At 43.6% G+C, this 20,503-nt stretch carries 17 protein-coding genes and 1 riboswitch; of the genes, 6 read left to right on the top strand and 11 right to left on the bottom strand.

Features of this window, described 5'->3' with window-relative positions; all coding sequences use genetic code 11:
• Nucleotides 1–29 precede the first annotated feature (29 nt).
• From ACFPRA_RS09020 to ACFPRA_RS09010, 3 genes are all read right to left on the bottom strand, one after another.
• Nucleotides 30–896 (bottom strand): MBL fold metallo-hydrolase, encoded by an 867-nt coding sequence (locus ACFPRA_RS09020; protein ID WP_381432996.1) that lies wholly within the window; start codon nucleotides 894–896, stop codon nucleotides 30–32.
• Nucleotides 893–2,302, bottom strand: coding sequence for a Na+/H+ antiporter NhaC (gene nhaC, locus ACFPRA_RS09015; RefSeq protein WP_381432993.1), 1,410 nt, complete (start codon nucleotides 2,300–2,302; stop codon nucleotides 893–895). The genes ACFPRA_RS09020 and nhaC overlap by 4 nt, the downstream gene beginning before the upstream one ends.
• A gap of 318 nt (nucleotides 2,303–2,620) precedes the next feature.
• Nucleotides 2,621–3,310: a response regulator transcription factor gene (locus ACFPRA_RS09010; RefSeq protein WP_381432989.1), complete on the bottom strand. Its 690-nt coding sequence runs from the start codon at nucleotides 3,308–3,310 to the stop codon at nucleotides 2,621–2,623.
• A gap of 181 nt (nucleotides 3,311–3,491) precedes the next feature.
• Between ACFPRA_RS09010 and ACFPRA_RS09005 the strand changes: the two genes are divergently transcribed.
• A complete protein-coding gene (locus tag ACFPRA_RS09005; RefSeq protein ID WP_381432985.1) occupies nucleotides 3,492–4,424 on the top strand; it encodes an alpha/beta hydrolase in 933 nt (310 codons plus the stop codon).
• A gap of 25 nt (nucleotides 4,425–4,449) precedes the next feature.
• Nucleotides 4,450–6,081, top strand: coding sequence for a flavin-containing monooxygenase (locus tag ACFPRA_RS09000; RefSeq protein WP_381432982.1), 1,632 nt, complete (start codon nucleotides 4,450–4,452; stop codon nucleotides 6,079–6,081).
• A gap of 210 nt (nucleotides 6,082–6,291) precedes the next feature.
• Here ACFPRA_RS09000 and ACFPRA_RS08995 read toward each other — a convergent pair whose 3' ends face one another.
• Together ACFPRA_RS08995 and ACFPRA_RS08990 are read right to left on the bottom strand one after the other, a co-directional pair.
• On the bottom strand, nucleotides 6,292–6,873 hold the full coding sequence (locus tag ACFPRA_RS08995) for a hypothetical protein (RefSeq protein ID WP_381432979.1): 582 nt from the start codon (nucleotides 6,871–6,873) through the stop codon (nucleotides 6,292–6,294).
• 308 nt (nucleotides 6,874–7,181) lie between these two features.
• Nucleotides 7,182–8,819, bottom strand: a complete 1,638-nt coding sequence (locus ACFPRA_RS08990; protein WP_381432976.1) for a sodium:solute symporter family protein — start codon at nucleotides 8,817–8,819, stop codon at nucleotides 7,182–7,184.
• 340 nt (nucleotides 8,820–9,159) lie between these two features.
• A riboswitch (cyclic di-GMP riboswitch) is annotated at nucleotides 9,160–9,244 on the top strand.
• Nucleotides 9,245–9,435: 191 nt separating this feature from the next.
• On the opposite strand from ACFPRA_RS08990, the gene ACFPRA_RS08985 reads away from it, so the two are divergent.
• Nucleotides 9,436–10,401 (top strand): sensor domain-containing diguanylate cyclase, encoded by a 966-nt coding sequence (locus ACFPRA_RS08985; RefSeq protein ID WP_381432973.1) that lies wholly within the window; start codon nucleotides 9,436–9,438, stop codon nucleotides 10,399–10,401.
• A 436-nt stretch (nucleotides 10,402–10,837) separates the two neighbouring features.
• Here the strand turns inward: ACFPRA_RS08985 and ACFPRA_RS08980 are convergent, their stop codons facing one another.
• From ACFPRA_RS08980 to ACFPRA_RS08970, 3 genes are all read right to left on the bottom strand, one after another.
• Nucleotides 10,838–12,847, bottom strand: a complete 2,010-nt coding sequence (locus ACFPRA_RS08980; RefSeq protein WP_381432970.1) for a methyl-accepting chemotaxis protein — start codon at nucleotides 12,845–12,847, stop codon at nucleotides 10,838–10,840.
• A 474-nt stretch (nucleotides 12,848–13,321) separates the two neighbouring features.
• Nucleotides 13,322–13,549, bottom strand: a complete 228-nt coding sequence (locus tag ACFPRA_RS08975; RefSeq protein ID WP_381432967.1) for a hypothetical protein — start codon at nucleotides 13,547–13,549, stop codon at nucleotides 13,322–13,324.
• Nucleotides 13,550–13,909: 360 nt separating this feature from the next.
• Complete coding sequence (locus tag ACFPRA_RS08970; protein WP_381432964.1) at nucleotides 13,910–14,371, bottom strand: helix-turn-helix domain-containing protein; 462 nt, start codon at nucleotides 14,369–14,371, stop codon at nucleotides 13,910–13,912.
• A 205-nt stretch (nucleotides 14,372–14,576) separates the two neighbouring features.
• Here ACFPRA_RS08970 and ACFPRA_RS08965 point away from each other — a divergent pair, with 205 nt between their 5' ends.
• The 3 genes from ACFPRA_RS08965 to ACFPRA_RS08955 all read left to right on the top strand — a co-directional run bounded on the left by ACFPRA_RS08965 (nucleotide 14,577) and on the right by ACFPRA_RS08955 (nucleotide 17,002).
• Nucleotides 14,577–15,377, top strand: coding sequence for a GIY-YIG nuclease family protein (locus ACFPRA_RS08965; RefSeq protein WP_381432961.1), 801 nt, complete (start codon nucleotides 14,577–14,579; stop codon nucleotides 15,375–15,377).
• Between the two features lie 184 nt (nucleotides 15,378–15,561).
• Nucleotides 15,562–16,485, top strand: coding sequence for a nucleoside hydrolase (locus ACFPRA_RS08960; protein ID WP_381432958.1), 924 nt, complete (start codon nucleotides 15,562–15,564; stop codon nucleotides 16,483–16,485).
• Between the two features lie 181 nt (nucleotides 16,486–16,666).
• Nucleotides 16,667–17,002: a DUF3870 domain-containing protein gene (locus ACFPRA_RS08955; RefSeq protein ID WP_381432955.1), complete on the top strand. Its 336-nt coding sequence runs from the start codon at nucleotides 16,667–16,669 to the stop codon at nucleotides 17,000–17,002.
• A 314-nt stretch (nucleotides 17,003–17,316) separates the two neighbouring features.
• Here ACFPRA_RS08955 and ACFPRA_RS08950 read toward each other — a convergent pair whose 3' ends face one another.
• From ACFPRA_RS08950 to ACFPRA_RS08940, 3 genes are read right to left on the bottom strand one after another with little or no spacing between them, the layout of a single operon-like run.
• Entirely contained in the window at nucleotides 17,317–18,507 is a 1,191-nt protein-coding gene (locus ACFPRA_RS08950; protein ID WP_381432951.1) for a thiolase family protein, read from the bottom strand.
• Nucleotides 18,504–19,160, bottom strand: coding sequence for a 3-oxoacid CoA-transferase subunit B (locus tag ACFPRA_RS08945; protein ID WP_381432948.1), 657 nt, complete (start codon nucleotides 19,158–19,160; stop codon nucleotides 18,504–18,506). Before ACFPRA_RS08945 ends, ACFPRA_RS08950 begins: the two co-directional genes overlap by 4 nt.
• On the bottom strand, nucleotides 19,123–19,839 hold the full coding sequence (locus tag ACFPRA_RS08940; protein WP_381432945.1) for a CoA transferase subunit A: 717 nt from the start codon (nucleotides 19,837–19,839) through the stop codon (nucleotides 19,123–19,125). Before ACFPRA_RS08940 ends, ACFPRA_RS08945 begins: the two co-directional genes overlap by 38 nt.
• Nucleotides 19,840–20,503: the final 664 nt, after the last annotated feature.

Below are 20,503 nucleotides of genomic sequence, written 5' to 3'. Positions count from 1 at the left end.
ACTAGGCACCTTACGCTTTTGTACTTTGCTTATAGTAGGAAGTCCATGCCTTCTTCAGCAATATGGAACCCTTTTGCTTCAATCAGGTTGCGAATGCTTTTATCAGAACGGATAGCGGGATTCGAGTGATTTAGATGGGTAAAGTAAATGTCGGTTTTTTCAACTAAATCTTGTAGTCGATCCATTGTTTCGGTCATAAGGGGATGGGGGATTTCGCGATAGTCACGACCGATTTTTTCAAGATCTTCTGCGGAATGGAATGTGCCATCCAATAAACAGATGTCCGCTTCTTCACAGGCTTGGTAAATATCTGTATCCCACTGTTCCCACCGATCGATATCGGGAATATATAAAACTTTCTTCTTCGGCCCTTCGATCCAAAAACCGAACGTCTCCGAAAACTCATTTCGATGTGGGACATCCACAGGTGTAATCCTCACTTGAGGTGAAACCGCAATGGTTTGTCCATCATTTATTTCCTGCAATTCGATATTATGAAGCTTCGTTAATTGGCTCCATGGCGCTTGGTTTTCCAACATGGCCTTCATTTTCGTACCTGCCATGACAGGTACACCCGTTGCCCCGATCGCTTCCCGTCCTAAATACAATAATCCCGGGTAATGCCCCAAATGCGCATGTGTTAAAAAGATACGATCCATTAACTGACCTTGCAGATTGAATTTCATTTGGACACGGATCAGTTGGTCTTTTAAGTCAGGCGTTGCGTCAATTAACTGCCAAGTCTTTTCTTTCGGGTGAACAATCGCCAACGACGACGCGAAACGTTTCAAATGGGGATTGTTAATAGCCGCTGTGCAATTTTCACAATAGCAATTTGGATGGGGAAGGCCAGCGTCTTGTGCCGTTCCCAATACATGTAAAATCACTTCACTCATGATTGACTTTCTCCTTTAACGGTAGTTTCAGGATAATTCTTTTTGGTGATGGTCCAACCCGTGAACCCGAAAATGAGATTGATCAGTGGCACGAGAAACGCAAAGAAAATATAAGGGATGAGTTCACCTGGGCTGACGCCAAGCACGCTCCCTGCAAAGACGATAGGAACACTCCACGGTACGAGGTTAATGCCTACAGTGCCTGCTGCCTCGACACATCTCGAAAGATTTTTCGTATCGATACCCATCTCTTTATATGTTTTGACAAATGTTCTAGCTGGTAAAATAATCGCTAAAAATTGCGCGCCACTGGCGAATGCCACAACAAAAGTGGAAAAAATAGTTGTGCTGATCAATGTACCAGTTGAACGGACACGGGTCATCATTTTTCGAGTGAGCGCCTCAAAAGATCCGGTTTCCTCCAGAATCCCACCAAGCGCTGTCGCGAGGATTAACAGACCAATTGTCCCTAACATGGACATTAGACCGCCACTATTTAACAACTTATCCACCGCAGCTACTTCAGACTCGACTTTAAATCCACTCGTCATCACTTGGACAATCGAGGAAACGGAAGACCCTTGAACGAGTACTGCAAGGACAGCCCCTAAAAGGCCTACAATCGTCAACGCTGGAATCGCAGGGACACGCTTCATCATCAAAATAATTGTGAAAACGGGCATCAGCAATAGCAGTGGATGAATGACAAAGACGCTCTCCAACCCTGTTTTGATGAGATTAATTCCATCCGCATCTACGGCATTGTTGGCTGCCCCTGTATTGCCTACAAACCAATATAAAATAATGGAAATAGCAAATGCGGGAATCGTGTCCCAAAGCATGTGCCTAATATGACTAAATAAATCTGTGTCGACCATAGCTGGAGCGATATTCGTCGTATCGGACAGCGGCGATAGTTTATCGCCCAAATAAGCCCCCGAAATGACTGCCCCCGCAACTAGCCCCGGGGCAAAGCCTAACCCTTCTCCAATCGCCATAAAAGCAATTCCAATTGTTGCAATGGAAGTGAATGAGCTCCCCAATGTAATTGATACAATTCCGGTAATCAATGCAACGAGCGGTACAAACAAGGAAGGTTCAATAATAGACAATCCATAGTAAATCATCGTTGGAATAACGCCACTCGCAATCCATGTACCGACAATGATGCCGATGATGAGGAGGATAAAAACAGCGGGCAACGCTCTCGCTACTCCTTTGACCATCATCGTTTCGACTTCTTGCCATTTCCAACCGCAAAGAATAGCAATCACTGCGGCCGCAAGTACCCCGATCATTAACGGAATATGCATGCCGGCTTTCCAAATGAAAATCGATGAAGCCGCCGCGGCAATTAAGGCGACAATTGGAATAATGGCCATACCTAATGAAAGTTCTTTTTTCACTTAATACTTCTCCTTTAGTCATGCAAATTGCGTTTTGTTAGTTGTGTAAATACCGAGAATCCGGTAAAAATCCTTATCCTTTTCGACTAATTCGAAAAAAAGAATTAAGTTTTATAGTAAGCTATTTTCGCAAGATTTGCTATATCTATTTTTAGCATTGTACTTTGTCATTAAAGAGGTAAGCGCAAAATCGCCCCCATCCATAGGAAGTGGGGGCGGTTTGATGCTTGTTGGCATAAAAGAAAAACCAAGTTCTCGTTTAATCTTGAATTATATGCTTAACATTGGTGCTGTTAATAGGAGTTCAGATTTACATCTTTATATTTTCGGAGCCAAATAGATCGAAACGGCATGGGCCCGGTTTTTGGCACCCAATTTCACAAAGGCAGATTTAATGTATTGTTTAATGGTTGCTTCACTTAATGACAAGAGTTCGGTGAGTTCTTTTGTGGAGAAACCGTTGGCAAGTGCTTGGACAATTTCGTTTTCACGTGGACTTAGTTTTGGGTGTGCGATCTTTTGAGGTTGGATGAGTAGTCTTCCGGCTATGCTACCGAATTGTGTGAGTAGGTCTATTGTTTGTCCATCGTGTGGAGGGATGCTGTGCATGTATTCACTACATATATAGGCGATTGACAGGTTATTTACATGGAGTGGCACGACGATCAATGCTTGTAGTGGTTCATCGCGATGGTAACGACTTGAGATGAGGGTGATGATTTCCTGTCCGGTGTAAAAGTGTGCTTTACGCTTTTCCACCGCTTTTTTAATAACAGGTAATGAACGGATGTCGTCACGTATATAGGCGAGAGATTGGAAATGACCATTTTCCAGTTGCGCGATTCCTTCTCCGACATATCCGATCGGGCTGAACCGATAGAATGAAAGTCGTTCACTCTTAAACATTTCTGCAAAGGTTGAGAGGACATGGCATATTTGTTCCTCTTGCGTGTTTGCATTCACAACTCCTTGTAATTTTTCTTCAACTGCCCAAGAAGTCACTTGCACTGAATCACCCTTTCATAGAAAGATAGACCCCGCTAAAAAGTAGTCATGCAACAACAAATAATATCTCTTTGTATGAAGTAGTATAGCTAAAAGAAGGAATATTCGCAATAGTTATATTTCGTTATGATAAAATTGCAGACAAACTGGATGCGAAAATCAATAGAGGAAGGAAGATGACAAAATGGGATTATCCAATAGTGCACAGCAATATGTAGAGGTATTTTATAGTGGGCCGAAGTTTCAATCGTTATCTGCTGAACAAGTGCGTGAAATGATGAAATTGGCCCCGGTTCCAGAAGGGATTGAGGTGCCGCCGGTGGCAAAGGTGGACAATCGCCAAATCTCGGTGAACGATGGAGAAATTACTGTCCGGATTTATACGCCATCAGGACAAGGACCATTCCCACTTTTTGTGTATTACCATGGAGGCGGTTGGGTACTTGGGGATTTGGAAACATCCGATGCAGGTTGCCGTTTATTGGCAGAAAAAACGGGTCGCGTCGTTGTGTCGGTAGACTATCGATTAGCGCCGGAACACCGCTTCCCGGTTCCCGTTGAAGATAGTTATGCAGCGCTTTGTTGGGCACATAAGCATGCAGCTGAATTGAATGCCGTTGGAGCAGACATTGTCGTCGGTGGCGATTCGGCAGGCGGCAATTTGGCGACGGTCATGACGATGCTCAGTCAAGAAAATGACGGCCCTTCTATTGTTGCGCAAGCCCTGATTTATCCTGTGACCAACTTGGATTTCACCACTTCCTCCTATGAAAAATTCGCTGAAGGATATGGATTGGACAAAGAGTTGATGATCTGGTTTGGCGAGTATTATATCAATGATGAAAAAGAATTCAAAGATCCACTCGTGTCTCCTTTACTTCATAAAAATGTAAGCGCTTTACCTCCTGCAATTATTGTAGCGGCTGAAAATGATGTACTGTTGGATGAAGGTGTACAATATCGTGATCGATTGAAAGAGGCGGGCGTACCTGTGGATTACGTTCAAATAGAAGGTAGTGTACACGGTTATTTTAGCAATATGGCGCTATTCGCGGACGAAACGAAAACAACAGTAGAGGCAATTGCAAAATTTTTAAGCTTAGTACCTTCGAAATAAAAAATTCGAAATGGAGGGTTTAAAAATGGGCGCAAAACAATATGATGCGGTTGTCATCGGAGCTGGGTTTTCGGGGCTCTACATGTTGAATAAGTTAAGGGAGCGTGGCCTTTCCGTACGTGTCATCGAGGCGGCGGATGGGGTGGGCGGTGTTTGGTATTGGAGCCGTTATCCGGGAGCGAAATGTGACTCGGATTCCATTTTTTATAATTTCACATTCTCCGAGGAACTCTATAAAAAATGGCGGTGGAAAGATCGATACGCCTCCCAACCGGAAATCTTGGAATACCTCAACTTTGTTGCGGATGAGCTGGAGTTGCGATCCGATATTCAATTCAAAACAAGAGTGACGGAAGCAAGTTTTCAAGAGGAAGACAAAACATGGAAAGTTACGACCGATACAAATGAAACCTTTGAAGCGAAATATTTGATCAGTGGAATGGGCTGCTTATCTACAACTAATATTCCACCGTTTGAAGGGGTCAGTATTTTTCAAGGTGAGCAGTATCATACGGGACGTTGGCCACATGACAAAGTGGATTTCACAGGAAAACGGGTTGTGGTAATTGGCAATGGTTCAAGTGGTGTCCAAGCAATGCCGGAAATTGCGAAGGAAGCGAAAGAGCTGACATTGCTCATGCGAACGCCCCACTATGTAGGAGAAGCACGCAACCATCCGTTAGGCAAGGAGCAACAGGATGCAGCCATCGCGAATTATAAAGAAATTCGAGATGCATTTTTTACGACGCCGGGTGGAATTCGCATGTTTACAACTGGAAAATCTGCAATAGAATTTTCCGTTGAGCAACAAAAAGAAACGCTGGACTATGTATGGAAAACAGGTGCATTAGCGTTAGGCTCCGCCTTCCCGGATGTCGGTGTTAGTAAAGAAACAAACGATATCGTTGCCCAATATGTGCGGGATAAGATTGACGAAATCGTGGAGCAACCGGAAACAGCTGAACAATTACACCCGGATTATTTTATTACGACGAAACGTTTGATCATCGGAACGAACTTCTATGAGATGTTTAACGAAGACCATGTCCATGTCGTATCTTTAAAAGATAACCCGATTGAACGAGTTGTAGAAAACGGTGTGAAACTGCACAACGAAACGATTGAATGCGATGTCATCGTCTATGCAACGGGCTATGAAGCTATGACGGGTTCACTGTTGAAAATCAACTTACAAGGGCGGAATGGACAAACGATTCAGGAAAAATGGGAAGAGGGGCGGAATGTCTCCACCTATCTTGGATTGACAATGGAAAACTTCCCGAACTTTTTCATGATCACAGGTCCCCAAAGCCCTTCCGTCTTAACGAATATGCCATCAGCCATCGAGCAACATGTAGACTGGATCGACCAATGCATCGGCTATGTAGAATCCAACGGCTTGCAAACGATCGAAGCGCAAAAAGACGCAGAACTTTCGTGGGGAAAACAATGTGATGATCTGGCCAATAGCACATTATTCCCGCAGACAAACTCTTGGTACACCGGCGCCAACATCGACGGAACCCAACGCGGCTTCGTCATTTACGTTGGCGGTCTAGATAGTTATCGTAAAATATGTGACCAAGTCGCTGAACGTCAATATGAAGGATTTACGTTTGAAAAACAATCCAATCAACTATTAAAAACAAGTCAATAATTCATTTGAATCCATCCTCTAATGCCTTTAGGGGCGTTAGAGGATTTGGAAGCAAGTGATACTTTCATGAAAGGGAGATTCCTATGATCGTTGGTGAATTCACTATGATCGCTGGTAGTCTCCCATTGATCACATGAAGACGTTTATGATCGGAGTTGCTTCCCAGTGATCACTTGAAGATCCTTATGAACACTGATTGCCTCCCTCCTTTCAATCCTCCTCCCATCTCTCCTTCACTTTCTTCGCCAATTCTTTCATATCCTTCTGATACTGCTCCTCTACGTCACTTGTTGCAGGGATGAATGGTTCATTATTATAATCGATTCGTTTGCCATAGCGGATCATTTCGTAGATGATCATTCCATTATTCGGCTTCCCGTTGACGGTCATCATCGGAATGGTATCGAGGAGCACATAATACATCGCATAGAAAACAAATCGATCCCAAAAACTCCGGTATTCCTCCAGCATTCCATTAGCGAGAAGAGCGTTAATGGTGAGGGCTAGGGAAACATTGAGGAGGATGGGACTCGCATAAATGCTAATATAGGCAAATTTACTTGTTCGTTTTATTGTATCAAAAGAGAACCAGCTAAATAGATGATAATATTTACGAATATCGAATACGCCAATTTTCACAATCCGAGGACCGGATCCAATGGTTAGCCGAGGATTTTTCACGCCGAAAATCGCACTCATAAGAAAATAGCCCATCTCTCTCAGTAGGATGACGACAGGCAAAATGATGAATGCCGATACGATTAGCGACAATAAATCCATGAGTCCAAACATGTCCATCCCCTTCTTTATCAATGCCGACGTACTATAAGTAGTAATTACCCGGGAAAGGGGAAGGTGAATCTAGCTCTTTTGGCTTTTTACAATTTTACTTGGTTAGAATAAACGACAAATGAAACGATATAACCCGTTTTGTAATAAAACCCCCACGCGATCAAAATAACTAAAAAAACCAAGCACTAACACGATTCAAACGCATGTCAGTACTTGGCATTATTCACTGTATAACCCTCATCACAAATTGCATAGCAGTTCCTAAATAATATTGTAGATTGAGTAAGTAATCTCTTGGTATTGCAACTCTACACATTGAGTTTTGCATGTTTTACGTTCAATTTATGTTTTGATTCCTTTTCCTTCACATCCGGTATGAAAATGATTGTTGAAATAAACCATAAGATGAGGATCGAAAATATGAAGATCCCGATCAGTCCGCCAGCGTAAAGCGGCTTGAAAAACAAGGTAGCGACTAACAATAACAACGCGCTGCTCACCAAGGCAACGTATCCTTTTCTTGCACTGGAAACAGATAAGTTCACTTGCAATACTTTAGCGGATTGAATGAGCGTGATGACCATGATTGTTACAATATTGGCAGACATTCCGATCCAAACAGGATGGATATTCAAATAGAATTGATTTGGGAGCCATCCGCCGAGATGATACCAGAGGATGCCCGAAAGGAAACCGGCAATCATGGAGCCGACGACAGCTTCTTTCGTTGCCAATCGCCAGAACAAAGCGGCGACGACCGGTGCAAAAGTGGCGGAATTGCGCATCGTCCAGGCGAGGATATTCCACCAAGCGGATTGTTCCGTCCGGATTGCGCCGAAAATGATCATAAGCCCTGTCAACACAAGTAATGAGATTTTTGTATATTTCACAAGTTGTTGTGGAGTTGCCGCCGGGTATAGTGCACTTCCGACATCTTTACCTAAACTTGTCGCACCGGAAAACTGGCAAGGTGCTCCCCATCCTAGCGCACAAGCCCAAATGCCAAGGAAAAACAAGCCGACTAGTGGGGCAGGAAGCACTTGCATCAAATATTGCGGCAATGCGACTAATCCAAGTGATGATCCTGGCACTACGGCCGCAGCTGATAAGCCGAATAAAGTTCCCAACAAGATAAAGGGAACGCCGAAAATCGCCGCTAACTTCAATCCTTTTTGCCCTTCTTCAGGTGTTCGACACGACAATGCCATTTGGAATGCGGCTTGTGCCAAAATGACGTTCACCAAAAATGTCCCGAACCAAACGACAATGACTTGGACCCCGACACTGCTAAACTCGAACATCGCTGGACTGGCAACCGCCAATTCCTTTAAACCTGCGATCCCAGGATTAATAAAAAAGGCAATGATGCCAATGACAAACATGATGCCGAACACAAACATATTCATCGTTTGGGTAAAGGCGATTGACCACATGCCCCCCGCTTGCAAATAAACAAACAGCAGAAGCGCCGTAAACGCGACCGATAGTGACAAAGAAATGCCCGTAAAGACATGAACAGCCGATGCAAAAGCAATCGCGGTCGCAACGGACCACATCGGAAAAGCGAAAGCGGTAATTGCACCGCTAATTCCTAACGCTTTTCTCCCGTAACGTTCACCGATCATCCCGGATACAGTGACGACGAGCTTTTTCCGAAAAGGACCGATGATGACAAAGGCGATGATCAAAATTTGAATTGTTTCAGCGACCCCATACCATATCGCGGAAATTCCAGTTAAATACGACAATTCCACGATGGAGATAAAGGTCGATCCGGAAAATAAACCCGTGATACAAAAGCAGACGAGCCATTTATTGAAAGTCCGGCCGCCAACAAAATAGCCATCCCCTTTTGCCGACTTCTTTCTTGAAATCGAACCGATAAAAATGAGAGCTATTGTATACAGTACGGCAAAAGCGATTAACCACCATCCATATGACGTCATGTTTTCATTCCTCCATTCCCTTGCTAAGTAAGTAAAAAAGGCTCCATAACACCCACAAAATTGTCTGGAAACAAATTTGCAAATGTCATAGAGCCTCCGATTATTCGGTCAGCTATACAATTATAATATTGTTTATTATCTTAAGTGTGTAATTCATATAAGTCAAGTATGAATTAAAAGCATTTTCTACCTTAGATTCACCAAGCCGATGAATGGATACGAATAGGGGGTGTCCAAAGAAATAGGTAACTTTAAAATTCAAATGAAAATTATTCCAAGCAAGTCTATTGACCTAGTTGTCGTGGAACGGTAGAGTAGTTAGTAATTACTTTCAAAATTAAAACAATAATGGCAAATTCATCGAAAGGTGAAGACGCAAAGCTAGAGGGGCTAAAGTCGATGAACTAAGTCAGCCAGCTATCGAATAGTGTTTACAGAACAGCAGACTAAACGACATTCGATTGGTCTGCTATTTATATTCATTCAGCAAATGTATTTGCTGAATGAATATAAAGCCTCCGGCGGATGTCACAGATTTTGAATTGAGCCTTGCCCAATCCAAAATCTGGACGCAATCACGCCGAGGCGCGATTGATATTGGGGTAGGGGGATGGCAATGAAGGTTGTGCTTTTTGCACTAGGCGTGCTAACAGGAATGCTTATTCCACAGTTCTTCAAAGGATATTTGAAGGTTAAATCAGGTTGCCGGTTAAATAGAATGAGTCGGATGCTAGAGTTGGTCGATAGTTCTAAAGATGTGATTTATCATTATCAACTTAAGCCACGCCCAAAATATCTTTACGTCAGCCCATCCATTGAGGATTTATTGGGCCCTGAACTTTTAGAGGCGAGCTATCAAAATCCCAAAATCTCTTTTAATTATATTCATCCAGAAGATCGCACACTTTTACTCAAGAAAATGGAGGGCAAGGTCGATTTCAGTAAGCCCATTTTGCAACGTTGGAGGGACCATACCGGAAACTATAAATGGTGTGAGGAATATGCCACCCCTATTTATAAAAAGGGGGAGTTGGTTGCCATTGTTGGTTATATCCGAGATATTACGGACAAAGTGGAGATGCAGCAAGAGCTACAGTACTTGAGCACACATGATATTTTGACAGGCCTTTACAACCGGAATTACTTTGAGAAAATCATGGAGCGTTATAACAATGAAATCGATTGTCCCATTGCACTCATCCTTTGTGATTTGGATGAATTAAAAGGGATCAATGATACATTTGGACATGTGGAAGGCGATAAAATCATAAAAACATCCGCCAAAATGATCCATGAATTTTTCTCGGAAAATACTACTGTAGCCAGAATAGGCGGAGACGAGTTCGTCATCATCCTTCCAAACCAGACATCTTCACAAGTCGAAATGCTATGCAAAGAATTCGAAGCCCAAATTGCCGACTTCAATGAAAAGGCCAAAGAAAGACAATTAGGCCTTTCCCTAGGTTACTCGTCAACTGAGCGCTCAATCGGAAATATGGACAACCTCCTCACCCAAGCCGACATAAGAATGTATCAGAACAAAAACGATAAAAAGCAAAAACAACTTGTGATTAATCGCTGAAAGGAAAACTTGTTTAAAGGGGGTGTACTAGTGATCATAGAATCATTTGCGCGCTCAAAGCGGGTGTGTTAGCGATCAAAGGATTTCACCTCGCGCATAAAGCGGGTGTGGTAGAGATCAAAGATTCCCTCACGCGCTCAAAGCGGGTGTGTTAGTGATCAAAGAATCTCCCCCGCGCTCAAAGCGGGTGTGCTAGTGATCAAAGACTTCCCTGCGCGCTCAAAACAAGTGTGCTAGTGATCAAAGGATTACCCCCGCGCCCAAAGCGAGTATGCTAGTGCTCAAGGGATACCCAGAGCGCTCAAACCGAACAGCCATCGCTCATAAACAAGTCCCCGCAAAATCACCACCCCCAACGTGGAATCAATGAAATCCTAGTACTTTCCATAAAGAAAAAACAGCATCTATCCCGTTCTATCAGGATAGATGCTGTCGTTTAATGCTTAAAACTAGAAATTAATTCTTGCAATTCCTCTGCCATAGTGGAAAGGGTTTTGGTGGATGCGGTGATTTCTTCCATGGAAGCTAGCTGCTGTTCGGTTGACGCTGCTACTTCTTCGGAGGAAGATGCATTGCTTTTTGCCATATTTTCAAGTTCAATGGCGGTTCCTCTTAATTCATCAATAGCGATTTGGACGTTTTGAGCAGATTTCGAAATGTCATCCATTTGCGGAGTGATTTCTTGGGTGCTTTTCAGGATTTGCTCGAATTTTTCAATTGCTTCGTTCGAGATGGTCATTCCTTCTTTGACGTCCTCTGTTACTTTTGCCATCATGTCGACGGAGTTTTCGGTATCTTTTTGAATACCTCGGATAATGTTGAAAATCTCTGTGGCGGATTGCTGGGATTGTTCGGCCAGCTTTCTCACTTCGTCGGCGACGACGGCAAAGCCTTTTCCATGTTCGCCTGCTCTTGCTGCTTCGATGGCGGCATTCAAGGCGAGTAGGTTTGTTTGCTCCGCAATCCCGGTAATGACATTTAAAATGGATCCCACTTCTTTGGAACGTTCGGAGAGGGAGCTGATCATTCGATTTGATTCGGACACTGAAGATTGGATGGAAGTCATCTGATTCACGGTATTGGTAACCGCCTGTCCTCCGATTTCGGCTTGTTCCCTCATATGGATGGCAAGTTCTGTCACGTTTACGGAACGATTGGCAATGTGCGAGATCCCCTCGGTTACTTGTTCGATCAGAAGCACGTTATTCTCGACGCTGTTTAACTGATTTTCGGCATTGCCCGCCACTTCTTGAACCGCTCCTGCTACATGTTCGGTCGCATACATTGTCTGTTCGGCGCTTGCCGTCAATTCTTCAGAGGAAGCTGCAACAAGTTCCGTATTGTGCTCGATATTACCGACCAGGTTTCTTAAGCTTTCCTGCATGTCACGAAATGCTTCGCCTAATTGGCCAATCTCGTCGTTCGTCTTGATTTCGATTTCTTCGGTCAGATCGCCGTTACTAATGGTATGGGCCTGCTCCTTCAAAACCCTTATCGGTCTAAGGACGGATTGGATAATGAAGAACACGATCAGGGCACCGACCAATAAGGCAATCCCGATGACGACGCTTGTCCTGTTTAAGATCGGGGCGGCCGCTTCCTCTATTTCGGATGTAATGAGCGTGCCTCCGATTTTCCACCCGGTCAGTTCGTTCGTCAGGAAAGTCATGAACTGCTCATCACCTTCAATTGTATAATCAAAAGTACCTTGCTTTTGCTCATACATCTTTTTATAGAAATCCTCTTGGGCCGTAGTTCCTCCTTCGCCCGTCGGATGGGAAATGAAATTCATATCTCCATCTAGCAGAAAGGCATACCCTTCCTTTCCAATCGATACTTGTTTCGCCAGTTTAGTAATATAATCCAACGTAATATCGACGCTAACGACACCTGAATGGTCCTTCGTTGTCTTGGAAATGGTGACAACTATATCATCCACGGCCGCATCCTTATACGGCTTCGATATGAGGATTTCGCCTTTCTGTTCCATCGCTTGTTTGTACCAATCGCGGGTTCGCGGATCATAGATAGAAGTGTCGTTGATGACCGGCTCCTGTATGTAGAAGCCCTCCTCCGTACCGACATAGATGCTCAGGATTTCCGGGTGCAAAGCGGCATATTGGGCTAGATTGCTCCGTATTTCTGGACTCTCATGTCCATCATATAAACTTTTCGATGCTTGATTGCTAAAAAGTTCGACATCATGGATTTTCGTGGAGATTGTGTTATCAATAATCGTATTCAAAATATGGGTGTTTTCATCGGCGGCAGCAGTAATTTGTTTTTTTACCGCATCTTTTGCGGCCATATAGGACGTGAATCCAATAATGACTGCCGGGATGATCAAAATAAGAGAAAAGGCCAAAATTAGTTTTGCTCGAATCGTATTGAAGCGATGCCTCATCGTTGTTTCTTCCTTTCCGATTGGTTTTAAGATGCCTTTCATTCATCGGTACTCTTTTAATATTTCGGTAAAAATCTTTTGATTTCAATAACAAAGGTGATCTAAATTAATCACGGAACATTCGGGAATAACAGGTCGCTGCGTCACTATGAAGCAAGCTTCCGCGCTCATACCTTGTTCCGCGAGTTCAAAACGTTGCCGCTTTCGCTCATACTTTGTACCGCGAGCTCAAAGCGTCGCCACTCTCGCTCATACCTTGTACCACGAGCTCAAAGCGTCGCCACTCTCGCTCATACCTTGTACCACGAGCTCAAAACGCCTCCACTCTCGCTCATACCTTGTACCGCGAGCTCAAAGCGTAGTCACTCTTGCTCATACAATGTTCTGCGCGCTCAAAGCGTCGCCACTTTCGCTCATACTTTGTTCCATGCGCTCAAAGTGTCACCTGCCACGCTCAAAACACGCCCTCCGCGCTCAAATCGCAACGCCTGCATCCAAGGATTAAGTCAACATCCATTACAAATTTCTTTCAGGATAATAAAATCCCTCCACCGGTGCGTTAAAGCACATGAATATATCCGAGAAATACGTCTCTTCGACCAATTGATCCAATACGCCTTTGAAATATCCTGGCAAGTTGCGGATGGCTTTCTTTTTAGTGGCCATCACAGTGATCATGAGGGCACGATAGGCAAGGTCTTCGAAGACTTTCTTGTCGTCTTGATAAATCTCAAACTTTAACATTTTCCCCGAGATCGCTCGATGAATGCCATAGAATTCGCGGGCCAGTTTTGTGTCTCCGAATGTTCTAGTAAGCAGGTCTTTCATTCGACTGAATAGACTTGTAGAGTACTTTGACGATTCCTGTGGAGACGTCTTTAACTTGATTCAGCAGAAGTCCATTGATTTTATGATTGGCGGGATGAATGCTAGAAATGCCTTCAATTCTGTGGGGATTCAAACCCCGGCTGAATCAAGTTAAGCCTCCGGCGGATGTCACAGATTTTGAAAGGAGTTATGGAAGGCAGTCTAAGTGCGCGACGTCCTGTCGCAACGACTGCATGACCTACATCCTGTAGGCCTCAATTCAAAATCTGGACGCAATTACGCCGAGGCGTAATTGATTAGATCTTTAGAATTTATAGATTTAGAAAGTAAGGCTTCGCTTTTGGAAATTGGCTCGTTTTCCTTGTCGTCATGCGGTTTGTCGGCATCATCCCGGCTGTTCATTTTCCCCTGGTCATCGAAGGGAAAAATGATGTAAATGTTGGCGCCGAGCCCGCTCATGACGGGACGGATGTAGTGAACTTTTTCGATGATGCGAAGCTTGATGAGTTTCCGGATGGCACGTCGGACTGTTGCATTTGATTTTCCGATGGTTTCTTCAATTGTTCCGTGTTTCAAATGGGCCGCCCCGTATTTCACCGAATAGCGGCGGATAACGTCTAGCACCCGGCGATCAGATTTCGTCATGGCATCCCAGTGGAAAGTGACATGCTGTTCAGCTGCTGCATCCATTTCCGCGATTGTGGCAAAGCGAGCGTATTCCTGCAAATAATGTGTCATTTGAAATTCCCCCTTTGCCCTCTATATAGAAGGGAGGGGTCGAAAAGTGGACAAATTTGAGGAAATAATTTTATACAAAATGAAAAATCTGCAAAATCGTTTGACGTTAAAGTAAAATAGAAGTAGTTCCATAGGTTTGTTTGGGGGATAAAAAATGAATGAATATGTTTAGAAAGATTGGGTTAAGCAATCGAGGAGGATTCTCATGTTCGATCAATTGGAAAGTATTTTAAATTCGAGTGGATTGGGTGCGTTGTTCGAGGAGAGATCGCGGGATGATCGTACGGATAGTCCTCAGCCGCATGTAGCGTATCGAGTGAAGTCGAATATTTATCGGATTCGGGCATTTGAGTTATGGGGTACAGAAGAAAGCTATCAGTTCCGTATTTATCACGGAAGCAAAATGAGTGCTGAATTAAAAGATCTACTCAAGGGAAGACCTGAATGTACAGGCAGTTTGATACGTGTAGTCGATTTTCAAACGGAAGACTATTTGACCTTGGCGGTTGCCATCAAGGAGATTTTATTGGATGAAGAAGTGGTGAAAGCATGCAAAGAATCGGGCAGTATGGCAAGAACGACAAAATTCGAAGGATTGAATCTCCCGGACGTTGATATGACAGATGAGACTGTGCTTGGCCGCACCTTTACATGGCGTCAGATTATTGCCATTTTCGAAGATGAGTCCGAAGAGAATGTGTTAAAAGCTGCATTGTCCAGAAAAGGGATCTATATTCAGCGATCAAAAGACGGAGTAAGCAGGTATATCGGGAGTGCCTACGGTTCAAATGGCATCTTAGGCCGCTGGATGGAACATTTGACATCAAACGGAAACGCCCATCATTTGAATTTATTCGTCCTGGAAAACGGCTATAATGAAATCGTATTTTCCGTCATTGAGTTTTACGAAGAAACGGATATTATCCAAAGGGAAGCTATGTGGAAGAAGATGTTGGCAACAATCAATTATGGGCCTTATAATGGTTTGCAGTTGAATAGGAATTAATGGAGGAGCAAGGGAGTTCGATCATCATTTAGCGACAGACTATATAATTCGAAAGTTTTTGTGATGTGGCGGATGAAAGTAATAAAACCGAGCTTTTCAAACCTCTCTTATTGTGTGGGAAATTACTCATAGGGTTCAACTGAGTTCTATACTAGAATACGACTAATTATGGGAGTGTACACTTATGAAAACACCTATTATTATCGATACAGATCCGGGAATCGATGACGTTATTGCTATCACCGCCGCATTATTCGCGGAAGAGCTGGATGTAAAACTGATCACGACGGTCGGAGGCAATGTTGGAATTGAAAATACAACGAGAAATGCTGTGAATTTGGTGAATTTTTTAGGGAAGGGTACACCGGTTGCCAAAGGGGCGGCTCAACCGTTATTGAATAAGTTGGTAAATGCTTCCTTTGTTCATGGTGAAAGTGGTGTGGGTGGCTATCGCTTTGAAGAAAAGGAAAATGCGACAGTCCTTTCAACTCGACATGCAGTAGAGGAAATGAAAGAGCTCATTCTCCATTCCGCTGAGCCGGTAACGCTTGTGCCGATAGGGCCCCTTACCAATGTTGCACTTTTACTTAGAATGTATCCAGAAACAAAAAGTAATATTAAAGAGATCGTTTTAATGGGGGGAGCTGCCCAAGGAGGCAATCGAACTCCGGTAGCTGAATTCAATATTTTTGCGGATCCTCATGCGGCTAAGATCGTCTTTGATGAACAAATAAAAATTGTGATGTGTGGATTAGACGTTACACGTTTAACAAGTATTACCACTGAAAATATCCGTGAAGTTGAGGGGTTTGGAAAAGTGGGCGATATGGTGAGTCGATTGTTGAGTGATTACGATAGCACAACCTCTTCTCACAATCATGTTACAATTCACGACCTCTGCGCCGTTTTTTATTTGACGCGACCTGAAATTTTTAAAGGGAAGAGAGCGACGGTGAATGTCGTGACAGAAGGGGAAGCTTCAGGATGTACAGTGACTCACTATACAGAGGATGGACATGTATTTGTCTGTTTAGATGCCGATGTAGAAGAGTTTAGACGGGAGTTCGTTTCCACCTTTAAAAAGGCGTATGAGAAAATGGAAGGGTAATAAAGGTCATAATAAAATACAAGGTTCCCAAACCAATTATGGTATATTTGGGAACCTTGTATTTTTTTGTGATTTATTATGAATAAAATGAATTCACAGCATATTATAAACCGAATTCCCTAATCAGTTTTGTTATACTAGAGAGGCAATCTCACAGTATATAATTGTTGGAGGTATATTGATGCAAAAATTAGCAAGTGTTTTAGTGACCGCATATGCAAAAGCACCACAAGGTACGTCTATGTATGAAACATATAAACATGCTGGTATTGTATTGGAAGTCGATAAACAAACACATGAAGTGATAGACGCTGAATTCACTTTCATTACGAAGCTTGCACAAGATTATTTCAAACGGATGATTGTCGGTTTCGATTTAACATCCAATATTGAAGTCTTGATCGGGCGTATAGACTCCCATTATTTTGCACCTTCTACCGGTTCCGTCATTGTTGCTTTAAAATCTGCTCAAAAAAGATATTTAGAAAAAATAAGTAGTGTGCAAGACACCAAATAACTGGTATCTCAGCCTGTTGACAAACGCTCGCATCCGTTGTTGAGGCCTACAGGAAGTAGGTCATGCATCCGTCGCCGCAGGACGCGGCGTCCTTAGGATGCCTTCCTTACTCGCTCGTCCGCTCATGAACTTCAGTTCTATTCGCGTCTTCGCTCGACTTGGCGCGGGCTCGCAGGACGCGAGTCATGCAGGCGTTACGACAGGACGTCGTGCTCTTAGCCTGCCTTCCACATGACAAGCGTTTTCAATCAGGCTGAGAGAATTCCTATTTGGCAGTATATACTTCCAAAAAGAGTGTAGACACCAAATAACTGTTAGTGCTGTAGATTCTCGACGATGGTGGTAATTCCTAATCCACCGGCAATGCACAGGGTGACTAGGCCGTATCGTTTGCCTGTTCGCTCTAGTTCATGGATCAGTTTGGTGAATAGAATCGCGCCTGTTGCGCCAATCGGGTGTCCCATCGCAATCGCACCGCCGTTTGGATTCACTTTTGCTTCATCTAAACCGAGCTCTTTTATCACTGCGATGGATTGAGCAGCGAAGGCTTCGTTTAACTCGATGATGTCGATATCATCAAGGGATAAGTTCGCTTGCTTCAATGCCTTTATCGTAGAAGGAACAGGCCCGATTCCCATAATGCGTGGATCTACACCGGCCGCTGCTTGTGCAATGATTTTCACTTTTGGCTTTAAACCGAGTTGTTCAGCTTTTTCTTTGTCCATGACGAGTAAAGCCGCTGCGCCATCGTTTCGGCCGCTACTATTGCCAGCGGTCACTGTCCCGTCTTGTTTAAAAACCGCTTTCAACGAACCGAGTTTGTCAACGCTGGATAGTCGTGGGTGTTCATCGATTTTAAATTCGACGGTTTCTTTTCGTTGCTTGATTTCATAAGGGACGATCTGCTGTTCAAAATAGCCATTTTGAATTGCACGGGCCGTCTTTTCTTGACTGCGATGCGCGAACTCGTCTTGTTCTTGCCTCGAAATCTTATATTTTTCCGCTAGATTTTCCGCCGTCATGCCCATCGTTGTAATCCCATATTCCGCCGGCTGGGAACCTGGTTGACTTTCCGTATTCGGATCCAGTAACAGCCCATTTCCCGACTGATAGCCAAAGCGGGCGTTTCGTAAATAGTAGGGTGCCGTGCTCATCGATTCGGCTCCACCTGCAAGAATAATATCGCTTAAGCCAAGCTGGATTTGCTGCGCAGCCGAATTGACGGCTTGGACACCGGATCCGCATTGGCGGTGCACGGTATAGCCAGGGACTTCAATGGGGAATCCCGCTTGTAAGGTGGCGAGCCGGGCAAGGTTGGATGCATCCGCACTTTGTTTAGCTTGTCCAATGATGACTTCATCCACAAGTGCGGGATCGATGGCAGCACGTGCGACGACTTCTTGCATAACTTTCGCAGCCAATTTATCTACGCTTTCATTTCCAAGAGTACCACCTAATTTCCCGATCGCTGTTCGAACACTTTCGACGATCACAACTTCTCTCAACTTACAAAACTCCCTTCTAAATCGTTTACAAATGCAGCTTCTGTATGTTGGGTCACTTGTTCCAAGGTAACGCCAGGCATTAATTCGACTAAATGTAATGTTTTGTTTTTAACGTGGAACACAGCAAGCTCCGTGATTATGATGTCTACACTTCTTGTTGAAGTGATCGGATAAGTGCATTCTTGCAGCAATTTACTTTTACCATCTTTGGAAGTATGCGTCGTGGTGACAATGACTTTTTTAGCCCCGACTAATAAATCCATTGCCCCACCAACGCCGATAATATTTTTCCCCGGTACTGCCCAGTTTGCAATTCTTCCTTGCGCATCGACTTGCAATACACCTAGAATGGCCACATCGACATGACCGCCGCGGATCATTCCGAATGAGTCCGCGCTGTTAAAAAATGATGCGCCCATCGCTTGGCCTACCGGTAACTTGCCGGCATTGACAAGGTTCGGGTCTATTTGTTCTTCATCGACATCTGTCACACCGAGAAGTCCATTTTCTGTATGGAACTGAACGAGATCACTGTCAATATATTTGGCAACGAGAGTCGGGATCCCGATACCTAAATTGACAATGCTCCGCTCTGTTAACTCCTTAGCTGCCCGTTCAGCGATTAACGTTTGTATATTCTTGTTGTTTGTCATGATTGACAATGCCCCCTTTCGTCAACACTTTTTTTGCGACCACAAGTCCGTCTACAAATAGATGAGGCGTCACAATTTCTTCCGCAGACAGTTGTCCAACTTCGACAATTTCATCTACCTCAACAATGACATGGTCGGCAGCAGTTGCCATTAATGGATTGAAGTTACGCGCCGTTTTATAATAAATAACATTGCCTAACGTGTCGGCTTTATGTGCGCGAATTAAGGCAACATCTGCACGCAGCGCCTCTTCAAATATATACTCAACCCCGTTAATCATTTTCGTTTCTTTCCCTTTCGCCAAATCTGTACCTACTGCGGTTTTCGTATAATAGCCACCAATGCCGGCGCCCCCCGCACGAATGGATTCTGCCAACGTCCCTTGTGGGAGTAACTGGATTTCCAACTCGCCCGCTTGATAAGCATCTCCAACATCCCGATTACTCGTAAAATAGGAGCCGATCGCTTTCCTTACCTTTTTTTGCTGTAGCAGAAGGCCAAGACCTTCCCCTTTTTCACCTAGATTATTGCTAATAATTGTCAATCCATTGGCATCTTTTTCAATCAGACCGTCAATCAGCGTTAACGGCGCACCGATCAGACCGAATCCACCAACCATGATCGTCTGATTGCTTTGTACACAAGCCAGTGCATCCGCTATGGAATCATATACTTTCATTGTGAGCCTCCTCTTTCTACCTACGCAAAAAGGCTACACCTATCCAGCAAAATAACCTTCTGCTAGAAAGATGTAGCCAACTATTCAAATAGCTTTGAGGAAAAAAAGGGTCGCTTTTTTATGGCTATTCGATAGGCGTTTTATTGAACTACTAGTTATAATAATTGCATAAATCAGAATGAATAGCAAGCTTTTTTAAAAACTTGTTCAAAAAGAATGAGGTTTTAAAAGGGAAGAGAGCGACGGTCAATATTGTGGCAGAGGGGGAAGTATCTAAAGACATACATTGATGAACTATAAAGCAGATGGACATGTGTTTGTCTGTTTTGACGCCAATTTATTTCGATTTTCAAAAAAGTTCGTGAAAGAATACTGGTTTTCAAAATAATTTTTCGACGAGAGCAGGTGCGACTGTCTCTTTAGATGTATAGGGTTATTTAGTCAGGAATTAAAAAGGTGGTGCTAATTCATTGCTTAATTTCCATTTTTGTACTTGTACCCTTTTGCCCGAATATGAAATAATACTAAATTTTAAGTGATGCATCAAACTATTCGTGTTTTTTCCCTTCACCACAAAATAACCCCCTCTCCTAATTAAATGAGAACGCTAATTTTACCACTCAATTTAAACCGATAAATGTGAAACATATAGCTGAGAAAAAGG

The organism is Sporosarcina soli, assembly GCF_042655805.1.
Taxonomy (GTDB): domain Bacteria; phylum Bacillota; class Bacilli; order Bacillales_A; family Planococcaceae; genus Sporosarcina; species Sporosarcina soli.
The sequence above is the reverse complement of the archived record's forward strand: the minus strand, read 5'-3'. Positions and strand labels throughout refer to the sequence as shown.